The 14,882-nt window shown below is 42.3% G+C and carries 11 protein-coding genes; 5 read left to right on the forward strand and 6 right to left on the reverse strand.

Annotated elements, in window-relative coordinates:
* Positions 1-277 precede the first annotated feature (277 nt).
* Together QUB24_RS24935 and QUB24_RS24940 are read left to right on the forward strand one after the other, a co-directional pair.
* Complete coding sequence (locus tag QUB24_RS24935; RefSeq protein WP_333156246.1) at positions 278-5,587, forward strand: ATP-binding sensor histidine kinase; 5,310 nt, start codon at positions 278-280, stop codon at positions 5,585-5,587.
* 170 nt (positions 5,588-5,757) lie between these two features.
* Entirely contained in the window at positions 5,758-7,290 is a 1,533-nt protein-coding gene (locus QUB24_RS24940) for an ATP-binding protein (protein WP_333156248.1), read from the forward strand.
* 749 nt (positions 7,291-8,039) lie between these two features.
* Here QUB24_RS24940 and QUB24_RS24945 read toward each other — a convergent pair.
* Positions 8,040-8,732: a hypothetical protein gene (locus QUB24_RS24945; RefSeq protein ID WP_333156250.1), complete on the reverse strand. Its 693-nt coding sequence runs from the start codon at positions 8,730-8,732 to the stop codon at positions 8,040-8,042.
* 28 nt (positions 8,733-8,760) lie between these two features.
* On the reverse strand, positions 8,761-10,146 hold the full coding sequence (locus QUB24_RS24950) for an ATP-binding protein (RefSeq protein WP_333156252.1): 1,386 nt from the start codon (positions 10,144-10,146) through the stop codon (positions 8,761-8,763).
* A gap of 121 nt (positions 10,147-10,267) precedes the next feature.
* Here QUB24_RS24950 and QUB24_RS24955 point away from each other — a divergent pair, with 121 nt between their 5' ends.
* On the forward strand, positions 10,268-10,435 hold the full coding sequence (locus QUB24_RS24955; RefSeq protein WP_333156253.1) for a hypothetical protein: 168 nt from the start codon (positions 10,268-10,270) through the stop codon (positions 10,433-10,435).
* 106 nt (positions 10,436-10,541) lie between these two features.
* Entirely contained in the window at positions 10,542-10,865 is a 324-nt protein-coding gene (locus QUB24_RS24960) for a DUF3155 domain-containing protein (protein WP_006635576.1), read from the forward strand.
* A 363-nt stretch (positions 10,866-11,228) separates the two neighbouring features.
* Here QUB24_RS24960 and QUB24_RS24965 read toward each other — a convergent pair whose 3' ends face one another.
* From QUB24_RS24965 to QUB24_RS24975, 3 genes are all read right to left on the reverse strand, one after another.
* Positions 11,229-11,762 (reverse strand): cofactor assembly of complex C subunit B, encoded by a 534-nt coding sequence (locus QUB24_RS24965; protein WP_333156255.1) that lies wholly within the window; start codon positions 11,760-11,762, stop codon positions 11,229-11,231.
* Positions 11,763-12,078: 316 nt separating this feature from the next.
* Positions 12,079-12,471: a PadR family transcriptional regulator gene (locus tag QUB24_RS24970; protein ID WP_333139606.1), complete on the reverse strand. Its 393-nt coding sequence runs from the start codon at positions 12,469-12,471 to the stop codon at positions 12,079-12,081.
* A 343-nt stretch (positions 12,472-12,814) separates the two neighbouring features.
* The gene (locus QUB24_RS24975) at positions 12,815-13,018 is read right to left on the reverse strand and encodes a DUF751 family protein (RefSeq protein ID WP_333083642.1); all 204 of its coding nucleotides are present in this window, start codon (positions 13,016-13,018) and stop codon (positions 12,815-12,817) included.
* Positions 13,019-13,292: 274 nt separating this feature from the next.
* Between QUB24_RS24975 and QUB24_RS24980 the strand changes: the two genes are divergently transcribed.
* Positions 13,293-14,168 (forward strand): DNA adenine methylase, encoded by an 876-nt coding sequence (locus QUB24_RS24980; RefSeq protein WP_333156257.1) that lies wholly within the window; start codon positions 13,293-13,295, stop codon positions 14,166-14,168.
* A 222-nt stretch (positions 14,169-14,390) separates the two neighbouring features.
* On the opposite strand, the gene QUB24_RS24985 is transcribed toward QUB24_RS24980, so the two are convergent.
* Entirely contained in the window at positions 14,391-14,873 is a 483-nt protein-coding gene (locus QUB24_RS24985) for a PD-(D/E)XK nuclease superfamily protein (protein WP_333156259.1), read from the reverse strand.
* Between the last annotated feature and the right edge of the window lie 9 nt (positions 14,874-14,882).

Raw genomic sequence — 14,882 nt, forward strand, 5'->3', positions numbered from 1 at the left:
ATTATGCAACACCCAAATCTCCTAGGAAGCTCAACGGCGATCGCACTTCACTCTGTTTTGCCGAATTTTACACGAAACTGTGGAGCGATCGTACTCCTGACCGGAATGTTTAGCCGTCTTATTTTTAAGAAATGTTAATAAAAAATAACTTTTCTTTTTACACTGAAGTTTTTCTTAATTTTTCGGATATTATTATGTATTAGAGGATACATTTACTTAATTAATTAACAATTGCTAAAAAATAATTGAGTATTAATACTGACAAGAGGATGTAAGAATGATTAACTTACCGGGCTACGACATTACCAACCAAATCCATGAAAGTAATAATTCTTTAGTTTACCGGGGACTGAGAAAGCAAGACAAAAAACCAGTAATTATCAAATTTCTCAAACAAGATTATCCGATGCCAGCTTCGTTAGTCAGATACAAGCAGGAATACGAAATCACACACAATCTTAACCTAGAAAGTGTCCCTAAAACCTACAGCATAGAAAGATACCATAACAGTTTGGCTATCATTTTCGAGGATTGTGGTGGAGACTCATTAAAGCTCTGGTTGGCTTCTCACCAACTTACCTTAGAAGAGTTTTTATTGACAGCTATTAAAACAACCAGGGCTTTAGGTGAAATTCATCGACATAAAATTATTCATAAAGATATCAATCCCAGCAATATTATTATTAACTCAAGCACAGGGCGAGTTCAAATTATAGATTTTGGCATCTCTACTGTTTTAAAGCGCGAAAATCCTAGCCTCAAAAATCCTAATGTTTTAGAAGGCACTCTGAGCTATATATCGCCGGAACAAACAGGCAGAATGAACCGAGCGATAGACTACCGCACTGATTTTTACTCATTAGGAGTCACTTTTTACGAACTGCTAACGGGGCAATTGCCCTGGGATTACAGCGATGCAATGGAATTAATCCACTGTCACATTGCCAAACAAGCAGTACCGCCCCACCAAGTCAATCTAGAAATTCCTAAAGCTGTTTCTAATATTGTGATGAAGCTATTAGCGAAAACCGCTGAAGCCAGATATCAAAGCCCTTGGGGAATTATCGCTGACTTAGAAGAATGCCTAGAACAATTAAAAACTACGGGAGGAATTGCAGATTTTGCCATCGCCCAAAAAGATATTACAGATAAGTTTCAAATACCTCAAAAACTCTACGGCAGAGAAACAGAAGTTGAAACCTTATTAGCAGCCTTTGAGCGAGTCAGCAGGGGCAGCATCGAAATGATGCTAGTATCCGGTTACTCTGGCATTGGTAAATCCGCCTTAGTACAAGAAGTTTATAAACCAATTACTAAAGCCAGAGGTTATTTTATTGCCGGAAAGTTTGACCAATTTCAACGAAATATCCCTTACGCCGCCGTTGTCAAAGCCTTTCAATCATTAGTCAAGCAACTCTTAACAGAAAACGAAAATCAACTCAATACCTGGAAAGAAAAAATATTAGCTGCTGTTGGCGCTAATAGTCAAATCATTGTCGATGTCATTCCTGAAGTAGAATTAATCATTGGCCAACAGCCTGCCGTACAAGAATTAGGCGCTACAGAAGCACAAAACCGCTTTAATTTAGTATTTCAAAAATTCATCCGCGTCTTTTGTTCAGTTGACTATCCGTTAGTCATCTTTCTAGACGATTTACAATGGGCAGATTCCGCCACATTGAAATTGCTACAAGTAATGCTCGCCGATGAGCAAACCAACTATCTATTTCTAATTGGTGCTTATCGAGACAACGAAGTCAACCCATCTCATCCTTTAATGATGACTTTGGATGAGCTGCAAAATCAAGGTGCAAGAATCGAGCGAATTACTTTAGCTCCCTTACACCTTCACCAGATAGTTAACTTAATTACTGATACCGCGCGTAAAGACCAAAAATCAGCGCTCCCCCTCGCCGAGTTAGTGGTCAGTAAAACTCAAGGTAATCCTTTTTTTGTCAATCAGTTTCTCAAAACTCTCTATCAAGAAAACCTGCTGAAATTCAACTTTCATGAAAGAAACTGGGATTGGAATATTTCAGAAATTGAAGCAGTAGGTATTACTGATAACGTCATTGAATTGATGATTGGAAAATTGAAAAAACTGCCAAAATTAACTCAGCAAGTTTTGCGTTTGGCTGCTTGCGTGGGTAATAGTTTTGACTTAAAAACTCTTTCAATTATTAATGAGAAATCTTGGGTAGCCACGTTTCAAGAACTATTGCCAGCCATCCAAGAGGGATTAATCTTAACTACTTCTGAGTTAGGTGCTACCGAATCAGAAATAATTAACTCCGACTTGGTAATTACTACTTATAAATTTTTGCACGACCGCGTGCAGCAGTCCGGTTATGCATTGATTGACTCAAAACTGCAAACCGCAATTCACCTACAAATTGGTCGTCTGTTACTAGCAAATATTTCTCCTGAGCGACGCGCCGAAAGAATTTTTGAAATTGCCGACCATTTGAATTCTGGTCGAAATTTAATCATTGATGATCACGAGAAAATTGAACTAGCTATTTTAAATTTAACAGCCGCTCGCAAAGCCAAAGATGCCACGGCTTATGCTGCTGCCAGAGACTACTTAAAATTCGGTCGAGAAATTTTACCGGGCGATATTTGGCAAGACTCCTACGAACTCGCTTTTACCTTTCATAAAGAGCTGGCAGAGACAGAATATTTAAACGGCAATTTTGAAGAATCAGAAGCTTTAATAGAAGTGGCATTTGCCCAGGCAAAATCTGAGCTAGAAAAAGCAGAAATTTACAACATTTTGATTGTGCAGTACACTCTGCTGAGTAAATATGAAGCAGCAGTTCAATCTGGACTAAAAGCCCTTCACTTGCTGGGCATAGACTTGGTTGAAGATAATTTAAGCGAGGCGGTTAATGCGGAAATGGCGGCAGCTACAGCCAACTTGGCACACCAAGAAATTGCTTCATTAATTCATGCCGAAAAGATGAATGATCCGGCTCAACTAATGGCTATGAAATTATTGGGAAACATGGGGCCACTAACGTTCTTTTCATCTCAAGAACTGTGGAAGTTGACTGTGATTAAAGCGATTAACCTTTCTCTCAAGTACGGTTTTGTAGCGGGGGGGTCTTACTGCTATTCGTGTTATGGAATTATCCTAAATTCAATTTTAGGGGATTACCAATCGGCTTATGAGTTTGGCAGACTCGCTCTGACTTTGAGCGAAAATTCCAATAACTTGTCTCAAAACTGTCAAGATAGTGTGATTTTTGCCAATTACTTAAACTGCTGGGTGAGACCGCTCAAAACTACGGCGGAAATTAATAATGAAGGTTATAAAGTTGGCTTGCAATCTGGCAATTTGCAATGGACGGGTTATAACCGGATGTTTCAAACTATTACCTATTTCTTCCAGGGCCTGAATTTGAATAACCTTTTGGAAGATATTGGCAAGTCGCTCCATTTCTGCTATCACACTAAAAATTTCTGGGCGATTGATATTATTATTGCTAATAAGATAGCTATTTTAAATTTGATGGGAGAAGAGGATGAAGTTAGCGAAAAACAGCATTTAGAAAATTTTAATGACCGTAAAAGTATGGCAGCGCTGTGTGAGTTTTATGTTTTAAAGGCGCAGACTTTTTATCTTTACGAACAGTATAGTGAGGCGTTAGAAGCATCTGAACGCGCGGCAGAGCTGATCGATTATTTGATGGGTCATATTTCTAGTGCTCACCATTATTTTTACCGTTGTCTGATTTTAACTGCTCTGTATTCAGAGGTTTCTGAATCGGAGCGAAAAGATTACTGGCTGCAATTAGAAGCTAATCAGAAACAAATCAAAGTTTGGGCGGATAACTGCTCGGAAACTTTTGCACATAAGTTCTGGCTGGTGGCGGCAGAAATGGCGAGAATTTCAGGTCGAGATTTGGAGGCTATGGATTTGTATGATCGCGCGATTGCTCTGGCTAGAGAGGGTGATTTTATTCAGAATGAAGCGCTGGCGGCGGAACTTGCTGCTAAGTTCTGGTTGGGGAAAGATAAAGAAGAATTTGCCCAAATTTATTTGACTAAAGCTCACTATGGCTACCAATACTGGGGTGCTAAACGTAAAGTGGAGAGTTTGGAGGAGAAGTATCCCCAATTAATAGCGAGAACTTCAGGGAAGACAACTACTCAAACTAAAGTTAACCGCACAACGACGGCGACTACTAGCAACAATTTGGGTGAGACGCTAGATTTAGCTACGGTGATGAAAGCTTCTCAAGCGATTTCGGGTGAAATAGTTTTGAGTAGGTTGCTGGAAAGATTGATGAAAATTGCGATCGAGAATGCGGGGGCGCAAAAAGGTTTTTTGATTTTAGAAAAAGCGGGAAACTGGGCGCTTGAGGCGGAAGGTTCGGTGCAGGAGGATGAAGTTAGTGTGCTGCAATCGCTTCCTCTCAATCCGATAGCAGCTTCTGGGGGAACTCCTTTGCTGGCAAGTGCTATCGCCAATTATGTGATTCGCACTCAGGAAAATGTGGTGTTAAATAATGCGGCTCAAGAGGGACAATTTACCCGCGATCCTTATATTGCAGCTACTCAACCGAAGTCTATTCTTTGCACTCCTCTGCTGCACCAAGGTAAGCTGACTGGCCTTCTTTATTTGGAAAATAACTTGACTGAAGGGGCTTTTACTACTGATCGGCTTGAGTTGTTAAAGCTTTTATCTGCCCAAATTGCTATTTCTATTGAGAATGCTCAACTTTACAAAAATTTACAGGAGTTTAATCAAAACTTAGAGCAATTAGTGAGCGATCGGACTCAACAATTATCGAACACCCTAGAGGCTTTAAAAGCCACCCAAACACAGCTAGTGGAATCTGAAAAAATGGCATCTCTGGGAGGATTAGTTGCTGGTGTTGCCCATGAAATTAATACTCCCATCGGAGTGGGTGTCACGGTTGCTTCAGCTTTGGCAGAAAATACCACAGAATTTGCATCTATTTATAAAAGTGGCAAAATGAAGCGATCGGATTTAGAAGAGTTTGTCGATATTGCTAGTCAAAGCAGTAAAGCCCTTCTAATTAACCTAGATCGGGCGGCAGCCTTGATTCAAAGCTTTAAGCAAGTAGCAGTAGATCGCTCTAGCGAAGAACGACGTACTTTCCAGATCAGACCTTATCTTGATGAAATTTTATTACAATTAAAACCAAAGTTGAAAAATAGCCAACATTCGCTTAAAATTAAGGGAGATAGCAAAATTGCTATAGATTCTTATCCAGGAGCCTTGTCCCAAGTTGTGACAAACTTGCTAATCAATTCTCTGATTCATGCCTACGAACCAGGGATTTCTGGGGAACTAATCTTTGCTTGGGAGCAAGAAGGTAATCGGCTAAGGTTTGAATACGCCGATGAAGGTAAAGGTATTCCCCCAGAAAACTTAAGTAAAATTTTTGAGCCATTCTTTACCACTAAGCGTGGTCAAGGTGGCAGTGGGTTAGGGTTACATATTGTCTACAATTTAGTCACCCAAAAACTAAAAGGTGAAATTGAATGTCTAAGTGAGGTGGGAAGAGGCACAAAGTTTATTATTAAATTACCCATGCAAATTGATTCACCAATGTAGATTTCCAATTCCGATTTCTTGGCCAAGATAACTAAGTAAGTCTACCTCATTAAAAGTAAAATAAGGATGACTGAAAAGGTTGCTGTGTAACTCTTCTCCCTTCTGCCTTTTTCTTAACAGGTTTTCTAACTTCAAACCTAAACATTAGTAAAAAATAAAGGTGTACAGCAATGAAAAGTGATTTTGACGATTTCTTAACTCAACCATCTCCAGAAACAGTATACTTTGCCGAAGTAATGAACTCGGATGACGAGATATTGTTTGCAGATGAAACCACAGAAGAAAAACTGAGTGAAAGCTGGAAAATTTTAGTTGTAGATGATGAGTCTCAAGTTCACACCGCTACCGAAATTTCACTAAGGAAGTTTGTCTTTGAAAATAAATCTTTAACCTTCATTAATGCTTACTCCGCTCGTGAAGCTAGACAGCTAATCCAAGAAAATCCTGATGTTGCCATCATCTTACTTGATGTAATTATGGAAACAGATGATGCTGGCTTAAACTTTGTTAAATATGTCCGCGAAGTTTTAGGCAACCAGTTAGTGCGAATTATTTTACGCACGGGTCAACCCGGACAAGTACCTGAAAAAAGCATTATTATCAATTACGATATTAATGACTATAAAACTAAAACTGAATTAACGACATCAAAGCTATACACTACGATGCTAACAGCTTTGAGAAGTTTTTCTCTAAGTCATAAATTGCAGTCTGAAATAGAGCGACGCGAACAAGTAGAGAAAGCACTCCGTCTCAGTGAAGAAAAAGAGCATCAAAAATCTGTTGCCTTAGAGCATTTTGTCAAAGAACTCCAAGAAACACAACTCCAGCTAGTTCAAAGTGAAAAAATGTCTAGTCTCGGTCAATTAGTTGCAGGTGTCGCTCATGAAATCAACAATCCGGTTAACTTTATTTACGGCAATCTCTCCCACGCCAACGACTATATTAAAGAACTCATTAATATGTTGAATCTTTACCAAAAGTATTACCCGCAACCAGAAGCAGAAATTATCCATGAAATAGAAGATGCAGAGTTGCCATTTATCATAGATGATTTACCAAAATTGCTTTCTTCCATGCAGTTAGGGATCGAACGCATTCGCAATATTGTTCACTCTCTACGCAATTTTTCGCGGTTGGATGAAACTGAAATTAAATCAGTAGATATCCACGAAGGCATTAATAGCACTTTGATGATCTTACAGCACCGACTAAAGGCTAAGTCTGATCGCCCTGCTATTAATGTGATAAAAGACTATGGTGCATTGCCGCTTGTGAACTGTTATGCGGGTCAGCTCAATCAGGTGTTTATGAACCTTTTAGCGAATGCTATAGATGCTTTAGAAGAGCGGCTAAGTAGAGAAGATGGTGCAGTTTTTCACCCCCAGATTTTGATTCGGACTGAAGTTGTACCCGGCAATTCGCAGGACAACATTAGCTCGGCTTCCCACATCCTGGTAACAATTTCTGATAATGGTGTGGGCATGACAGAAACAGTTCGTGCTAAACTTTTCACTCCCTTTTTTACTACTAAACCCATAGGAAAAGGTACAGGCATGGGATTGTCCATTAGCCGAAAAATTCTGATAGAAAAACACTGCGGTCAATTGGAGTGTATTTCTACGCCAGAGCAGGGAACGCAGTTTATTATTGATCTGCCGACTATCTGTAGAGCCACTAAGATCGCTGTAGCGAATGCCTAGAAAACTTATCTGGCTGAATTGATCATATACCGTTTTTCAGTTGCATGAGAATAGGGTAATTGCTAATTGGTAATTGCTCATTAATCGGAATTATGACAGAATTTTTCCCCGCAGCAAGTCCCCCCCCTTCTGGGTTCGGGATAGGCGCTGCGGCTTTACTCACATTCTTCTAACTTAGAGCAGATTACAGGTTTATGAAGTAAACCCCTGATGGCTCAATCTCCCTAGGGGAATGGCATTGCCGTGTCTAAAGCTGCACTTCATAAAGCTGGGATACGTTGTAATTGTATTGGTTTTCCATATATTTTTTAACAATCTGTTCGCAGACGTTACCAACTGTGTCGTAAAAATACAGCATATTCCATATACAGCGTATTCCACGTTTATGAAGTGCACCCTAGAAACCGGGTTTCTTTAGAGTTCTCGCATCATTACTGATTCTGTTGCTCGAAACCCGGTTTCTTTGTACTACATCTACATGGAATATGCTGGATCACAAAATTTGAGGGCTAAAATACAAGATTAAGACCTTATTTAGCTCCTGTGAAACCAAACAATATTTGTTATTCTCACTCAGGCAAAAAGTTGCTAATAGATTCCCTTCAATTTTTAATTCACTATCTAAAATTTGCCGCTCTTTCAATTCCATATCAAAATCAAAGAAATTATTTTGGTCGTATGCGATCGCCGGCTTTGCTTAGTGATACCCTAAGTCAGCAACGCCTTTTTTTGTAATACCATCGACGCGATCAACGATTTTCGCTTTGCCGCAAATGCCACCAGACTTCTTGATGACATACGTGCCAAAAATACAGTGATAAATTCAGAAGAGCTAATAATTTAGTGCCATCTTCTAACATCGCGTGTACTCCTAGACTTTGAGACTCCAAAATATCCTCAAACCGTGAGATAGCAAACAAGAGGAATGCTGCGACTAATGGCAGGTAAGGAGTGGTTTTGATGTATCGCCAAAACTTAACTCCATAAAGGAAAACAGCACTACCATAACAGAAATAAATTAATTTGATTGATATTCCCCACCGAGAAAGAATCAAAGTCATCCGAAACCTGTCATCTAGGAAAAAGACTCCGAGTAGTAAAGCACTAAAAAAGAAGAATATCCCCGATCGACTCCGCGGCTCTTTTTGGCGCAGCACTCCGAACGTAAATGCACAAATTGCGACTGGGATGCACCAGAGGACTTCGGAAACTCCGGTGAGAATGCCTTCGTAAGGGAACCAGAAATTAAAAGGATCGCTAAACAGGCGTTCAACTCCGTCTCCCTGGTTGTTGAGTTTTGCGTATACGCTCAGCCCGCCCAAACTCACAACAGTCAGAATGTTAAAAGCAGCTAAAAACCGTACAGGAAAAAAGTGTTTTTTGAAAAATTCTAAAGAATTTGAAAAGTTGGGAATTTTATCGAAGAAAGGTAGATGCTTCATAAAAAATGTCTCCCAGCAATAGAGTTCGTTACTTATTCACCGGTAGCCAAACCACAAATGTAGTGCCGCGATCGGTTGGATAGAAATGAGTTTCCGCCGATGGCAGCCATTCAGGATTGACTGGGGAAAATACTTCTATTTCTCCTTGCATTTGGCGGACTAAATCGCGGGCGATCGCCAAACCTAATCCTGTACCGGGAATTTCTGTCTGCGCTTTTTCTCCCCGGTAGTGCCGCTCAAATAAATGCTCTAAATCCTGGGGAGGAATGCCGGAACCTGTGTCGCTGACGGCAACTGCTATGGCCGGCAATTGGCTGTATCCTGCCCGATCGCCATCCGCTGCTTTGTACCTTACTTTAATATAAATTTGGCGGCCGGCAGGGGTATATTTCAAAGCATTGTCAATTAAATTGCTCAAAACTTCGCGCAAAGCTCGATCGTTCGCTGAGACTGGTGGCAAATCCGCCTCCATGTCGGCTACCAATTTCAGATTCCTTTCAGATGCGATCGCCTCGGCGGAAATTAACAGCGGTTTTAAGACTTCTGCCACAAAACAGGATTCCTGAATATTGGCAGCAGGTGACAGCGACAGAGGAGAATGCCGGATTGATTCCACATTGGACATTGCTTTTTCTGAAGTGCCCGATCGCAGTTTTAGATGTGCTTCGCCGGTGTCAACAGTTCGATCGAACTGGCCCAGCAACTCTTGTAGCCGATCGCTCTCTCGGACAATACTAAAAGCCACATTGCGGTTTTTGTCTTCCGGTACCAACCGCCGCGCTAACAGCTTGCCAAAAGTTCGCAACGCTGTCAGCGGACTTTTGAACTGGTGCAGCAAATTGTGCATCGTGTCGTAAACCTGAGCCTGGATTTGCCGGGCCGAACCCAATTCCTGCTGCATCCACTGCGATCGCTGGTCTAAAATGCAGGCTAGGGCTAAGGTCCGAGCAATTTGTTGTATTTGAGCCTCCTCTCGCTCGTTCCAAGGCCTGTCTTGCCGACCGCTGACTAGGAGTCCCATTACAGCTCCCTCGTGTATCAGAGGCGTCACAATTTGCATCCGCTGCAGCCACAAATTCTCCGGGCCTTGGCACTGATGGGAACTGCGCTCATTACCCGGAAGTCGATCAGGTGCGATCGCCCCTACCGTTGATTCTTCCACAGCCCCAACAGGCTGCCCCAGCAGTCGCGGTACCGGTTTCACTGTCGAGCTTTCGGAAGATTGTAACCTCAACCCCTGATTTTCTTCCGATTCCGCTGAGGTTTCTGGGTAAACTGCGATCGGCACCAACTTTGCTTCGCTGCCTTCTACCAACTCTTGTGTCAGGTATACCGCGCTGAATTTCGCTCCCAAACTAACGGCGATGGCTACCTGCGAGCGGCAAAGTTTGACAAATTCTGAACTGGCTGGCATTAACATGAGCGCCACATTAAGATATCTAACGGAATTCTAAGTAAATTACAAATGATCGGCTGCCGATTACTGATGAGACACTTCTAGATTTCAGGTTTCTTTCCTTTGATAGAAGGCAGCGATGTTGAAGGCATGGGGCTTTCCTGAACCAAAATTGCCCTGCATCGCCCTCCGCGCTCCTTCCACCGATCCCCAACCTTGGCTTTTGGCGGAACTTGCGGCCAACCCTAGCACAACCGCTACACTTTTGTCGATCGGCACGATTGTTAAGATTATGTCGATATATTAAAAACAGTTGAAATTTTGAGCTAGAACGGATATACTGGCCTCGGATTTGGTAGCTATCATTACAACCTGTCTGCTCATACTGTCTGCTCACAGAGGAGGTAAAGAAATTGGCCAGGAGACGCAAACGCAAGAGTCGCCGCCGACAAGAAGGACGCAGAATTTTAGAGTGTGTGCCTCAATATAGCATCGAGAGCGGCGAAGATAAACCCGTCACAGCGGCTCGCAAGTTCATCCATGCAGAAGGCATTGCTCCCCCAGCTTTGCTGTTAGTCAAGCGTAACGAGCATACCACTGACAGATACTTCTGGGCTGAAAAAGGTTTATTTGGAGCCCAATACGTAGAAGAGAACCATTTCTTGTTTCCCAGCTTAAAGGTGATGTTGGAAGCTACCACAGAAAAAATTCCTGTGGTGTCAGCCAGCCGCGCATAGCTCAAAATGTTTAGCTCAAAACATTGACAGCAATGTTTTTCTAAGTTTTTTAACAAAAGCGCGAGAGTTCTCATTGTCTGGAGAGTGCCAACTGAAATTTATGCGAAAAGTCCTTAGAAATTAGGGTATAAGGAGCCATCGCAACAGGCTTGATCGCACCCCAAGGGCGATCGCCACAATTGGCACTTTCACGATAATGGTTTTTTTTGACTGTTTTGTCGATCGAATTTGTCGATCGAACAAGTGGATCAAAAAAACAGCCACGGGTTTATCAACGAGAGAGCCGCACTTGAGTTATCGGTTTGTCAGCTAGAAGTCTAACTACGGCATCTAGCATATCAAAAAACGTTCCGCGTCAAACTTTTAATCGATCGGTTTCAAATCTAAAGCTTTTTGCATGGCTGCTAGTTCATCGCGGTGAGCTCTGACAGTAACAAAGCTCTTGGTTGGGCTTCCCGACTCAGCAACTGATTCGAGTTTGAGCGAGACTTGCTCAGAGCGTCCAGCTTTTTTCCAGTAAAATACCCCCGCCAGCGGGGACAGCAGTACCAAAGCTAGGAAAATTTGACCTTGTTGGGGAACTAGCATTCCCAAAACCAGTCCCAAGCACAGAGCGCCGCCTGCACTCAGCAGAGTTAGAAAAATAGCTAGAAACCAACTCGGCCGCACAAAACCCTCAAACGTGACTTTATAGTTGGGGGCATCGACGGCTGCAACTCGGTAAGCTCTCTGGGCAAAATACTGTTGTAAGTCGGTTAACAGTGACTCTTGGGCGCTCTCGGAAGCCAGCTTGACTTGTTCGATGCGATCTTTGACTGAGGCCTTGATAAAGAAAAACAAGCCAACAGCCAACAGTAGCGTCAGCACAAATGTTGAAGGAAGAACAGGAGTATCCATCGGTAGAAGTTTGTGTATTTTAAATGATCTACTATTACTTTACAGAAATTTACATACGAAAGTGATCGAGGACTTACGCAGACACTTTGTTATCAAAATTCGCAGAAAGCTTCTTCTGCAAGGCGTTTTGCTCTCCATCACCCAATTCCCATATCTCCCCATCATCCCTAATTCTCAAGTGACAATGCGTAAGTCCTGACGTAGTGTAGCTGCTTTAATGGCTGTGCGGCGATCGAGCAAAGCGAAGGCAATCAGGCAAATCGCTTTGCAAGTAGCGCCAGCATCTCCAGGGTTTAGGCATCCGATTCCAACTCGGCTAACCCGTCTGACCAGTTTCTAAGGCGCGGGAACGACGCTCTGACGCGCCGTTTCCCTGACCAATGTACTCATGCCAGAGACGAGCGAGGTCTTGAGCTTGGTGCCGCCACTCAGGGAGGATTTGATACATCCGACGGGGGCGGCCACGTCCTTCTACTTTTTTCCAGTAACCGGTGATTACGGCTTCATCTTCGAGGAATTTCAGAGCGCTGTAGAGAACGGTATCAGAAAGTCGGTAGATGGGGAATTCCCTCTCTAGTTGGCCAATCAGTTCTGTACCGTAGGAATCTCCGCGCAATAACACGGAGAGAATGTAACACACCGCTAGTTCCTTGTTTAGATAAACAGGAGGGGGGTCTTGAAAAAATTGATAGATATGTTCAAACTTCATCTGTCTTGTCCGCTGGAAACTCTCGTGATACCGTCAGGTTAACGGGAGAGGAAAGCGGGGCGGGGTGTGCCGCTTCCTAATGATTAAGTGGGACACCGGGGAAACAGAGGTGCAGTATTTCCCCAGTGAATGTTGATAGCCCCAAACGCTTGTCCTGCACTTCGGTAATGTTTGCCTGCGGCTTGGTTGAGCAGCGCGGGCGTAACTAGCGCAATTTTTTTCCTCTTCCAATGTATCGCAGCGACTATTGTCAAGTGTGCGATCGCCTGCAAGAGTTGGCAGTTACTTTGGGAGTTAGTGTGTTAACTGAATTTGCCCTTGATGTTTGCGTTCTAGCTTGGCTTTAAACCGAACTCAGGCCTAACATAGCCCGCAGTGTAAAAGTTAGAAAGACAAAAGTCGCTACAATCGAACTAATCAGGGCGATCGCACTTGTCGGTCGATCGAGCAGGGGCTTGAGTCGCTCGAACAGGAAAAAGAAAATTCCCAGACATATCGTAATGAAAAAGCGCGGGTAGCGAGAGACGTTATTAATAAAATCTTGCATGAGCTTGGTGGGGTAAAGTGTTACAGCTAGATCTTTGACTGGTAACACTTGTGAGCGAGTTAGACAATTTTGGCACAGCCGGAGCTAAATCTGCCGATCGGGCGATCGGGCATTTTTGCCGGCGAGGCTGACATATATAATTCTAACGAAAACTTTTCGCCGATGGCTCCAGCACTCTCTGTTTAATGCCACGCCACCTCCGGTAAGAACTTCAGAAGTATTTCTATTGACTTCTAGTTGTGATAAATATTATAGGGCCGTTATTTCTAGATAAATGTCTGCTGCCGCACCTTCTTTCGTCTTGCCACGTCCCTTTCTGAAATGGGCTGGAGGCAAAACTCGGTTGATTGGACAATATCAACCTTATTTTCCTGAAAATTTCACAACTTACTACGAGCCTTTTTTGGGTGGCGGAGCTGTATTTTTTTACTTAGCACAGCAGCACCCTGGTTTGCAAGCTGTTTTAACAGATATTAATCCTGAGTTGATTAATGCTTATCGCTGTGTCAGGGATAAAGTTGAGGAGCTGATTCTACTTTTAGAGGAGCATCAGTTAGAACATACCAAGGACAATAAAGATTATTATTACTCGGTGCGATCGCGCTCCTACACAACAGATACAGAAAAAGCAGCACGCCTGATTTACCTAAATAAAACTTGTTACAACGGCCTCTACAGAGAAAACTCAAAAGGTGAATTTAATGTTCCCATAGGTCGATACAAAAACCCTAACATTTGTCAAGCAGATTTACTGCGAGCGGTCTCATCTTTACTCGCGCCCGCTCAAATTGAAGTCAGAAAATTCGATGAAATTTTGGATTTTGCTACCAGCACCGAAGACTTTGTTTATTTTGACCCGCCTTATTATCCAATCAGTGCCACCAGTAACTTCACGACTTACAGCCGGGATAATTTCAAAGAATCGGAACAGCTTAAACTGAGAGATATTTTTGCAGAACTTGCAGAACGGGGCGTGAAAGTTATGCTGTCTAATTCTAACTGCGATTTTATCAAAAAAATCTACCGAGATACTCAAATTTTTCCCAATCAATCTCTGCCTAAATTTATTGAAATTTCAGCATCTAGGGGAATTAACTCTAATAGTCTCAAACGCGGAAAAATCCAAGAATTATTAATACGTTTATTTTAAATCTTATTTAAGCCAAGTCTCTAATTAAGGAATGAGAATTAAATAACTTACAATGCGTTCTTGTGGGATGGGCGTCCCGCCCGTCCAGAAAGGGCGGGCTAAGAGGGCCCAACCCCTACTCCCCACTTTCAAGAGTGTAAATTATTTAATTCGCAATCCTAAGCATATTTTGTAGGAGCAATGCGTAGTTTACCCAGACGCGGCCAAGTTCCGTAATTTCTGTTACAGATATTTGTTAGCCCAGGTAATAAAACCTTCGAGCTTTTGAACGGCCAACAGATTTTCATTGTCAGGAATTTGTTTTTTAAACCAGTCGATCGAACCTTGCCTCATACCGTCACCACCCACTATAACAATAGTAGGAACCCGATAGCAATTTTTAATATTTAAATTGAGGTAAGGATACTTCTCGTCTACTGAACCTTTGTCTTCTTGCCACTTGCACTCAACAATTAGACCCAGAGGAAACAAACCGCAACCAACAATATAAAAATCGACATTTATTTCAGTTTCATAAATGCTAGCTCCGATATAAACCTGTTTAGCATATCGCTTGGGATTTTCAGTAGAGCTTAAGAGCCAATCTCGCTTGCGCTTTTTCGGCAACTGGGGACATATTTCGAGATATCCGTGGCCTCTCAACGTACCTTCTACAGTTGTTTCTAAAACAAAACCAGTTTTATTGGCTCTAAAACCCCTATTCATTTGGTTTGC

The sequence above is a fragment of the Microcoleus sp. B9-D4 genome (assembly GCF_036705105.1).
Lineage (GTDB): Bacteria > Cyanobacteriota > Cyanobacteriia > Cyanobacteriales > Microcoleaceae > Microcoleus.

What these genes read in the sequence shown, in the direction of transcription:
- QUB24_RS24935 (WP_333156246.1), top strand. Translation starts at nt 278, where the DNA reads ATGATTAACTTACCGGGCTACGACATTACCAACCAAATCCATGAAAGT.
- QUB24_RS24940 (WP_333156248.1), top strand. Translation starts at nt 5,758, where the DNA reads ATGAAAAGTGATTTTGACGATTTCTTAACTCAACCATCTCCAGAAACA.
- QUB24_RS24945 (WP_333156250.1), bottom strand. Translation starts at nt 8,732, where the DNA reads ATGAAGCATCTACCTTTCTTCGATAAAATTCCCAACTTTTCAAATTCT.
- QUB24_RS24950 (WP_333156252.1), bottom strand. Translation starts at nt 10,146, where the DNA reads ATGCCAGCCAGTTCAGAATTTGTCAAACTTTGCCGCTCGCAGGTAGCC.
- QUB24_RS24955 (WP_333156253.1), top strand. Translation starts at nt 10,268, where the DNA reads ATGTTGAAGGCATGGGGCTTTCCTGAACCAAAATTGCCCTGCATCGCC.
- QUB24_RS24965 (WP_333156255.1), bottom strand. Translation starts at nt 11,762, where the DNA reads ATGGATACTCCTGTTCTTCCTTCAACATTTGTGCTGACGCTACTGTTG.
- QUB24_RS24970 (WP_333139606.1), bottom strand. Translation starts at nt 12,471, where the DNA reads ATGAAGTTTGAACATATCTATCAATTTTTTCAAGACCCCCCTCCTGTT.
- QUB24_RS24975 (WP_333083642.1), bottom strand. Translation starts at nt 13,018, where the DNA reads ATGCAAGATTTTATTAATAACGTCTCTCGCTACCCGCGCTTTTTCATT.
- QUB24_RS24980 (WP_333156257.1), top strand. Translation starts at nt 13,293, where the DNA reads ATGTCTGCTGCCGCACCTTCTTTCGTCTTGCCACGTCCCTTTCTGAAA.
- QUB24_RS24985 (WP_333156259.1), bottom strand. Translation starts at nt 14,873, where the DNA reads ATGAATAGGGGTTTTAGAGCCAATAAAACTGGTTTTGTTTTAGAAACA.